This is a genomic window from Shigella sp. FC1544 (genome assembly GCF_001722145.1).
Classification (GTDB): domain Bacteria; phylum Pseudomonadota; class Gammaproteobacteria; order Enterobacterales; family Enterobacteriaceae; genus Escherichia; species Escherichia coli.
In genome coordinates this window covers 1-464 of the sequence record NZ_MECT01000439.1, presented here as the reverse complement: position 1 = coordinate 464, position 464 = coordinate 1, and the positions used below count along the sequence as shown (strand labels likewise).

Sequence of the window (464 nt, the reverse complement as noted above, 5' to 3'; positions counted from 1 at the left end):
TTGGAGAGTAATGCACGGCTCAGTTCGACACCCTGACGGGCAAAAATTTCACTCTGACGATACAGTGGCAGGTGTTCGCAGTATTTTCCCGTTAACACGCGGGCAAGTAACCCCGGGCCCGCGATACCACGCTCTATCGGACGGGATGGTGCCGGTGCTTCAACGATGCAGTCACATTTTGTACAGGCTTTTTTTTACCCGTTCTGTGCGGATCACTTTCAGAGCGCTGCTCACCAGTTCCAGTTGTTCTGCGCTGACTTCCCCCAGATAATCCAGCTCACCGCCACACTCCGGGCAACAGCTTTCTTCTGGCTCCAGGCGATTTATTTCGCGGGGCAGATGCTCCGGTAACGGGCGACGATGACGAGACTGTCGCAACTGGCGGGGAACCTGCGGATCGTCTTCCCGCCCACTGTAACGATCACTGTCCTGTTCGCGTTGTTTCAGCAGGGCCTCAGCCTGTT

Annotated in this window: 1 pseudogene; it reads right to left on the bottom strand. The window is 56.0% G+C overall.

From position 1 onward, the window contains the following. A pseudogene (locus BGK49_RS17780) lies at positions 1–464 on the bottom strand (IS66 family transposase zinc-finger binding domain-containing protein); the annotation flags it as partial.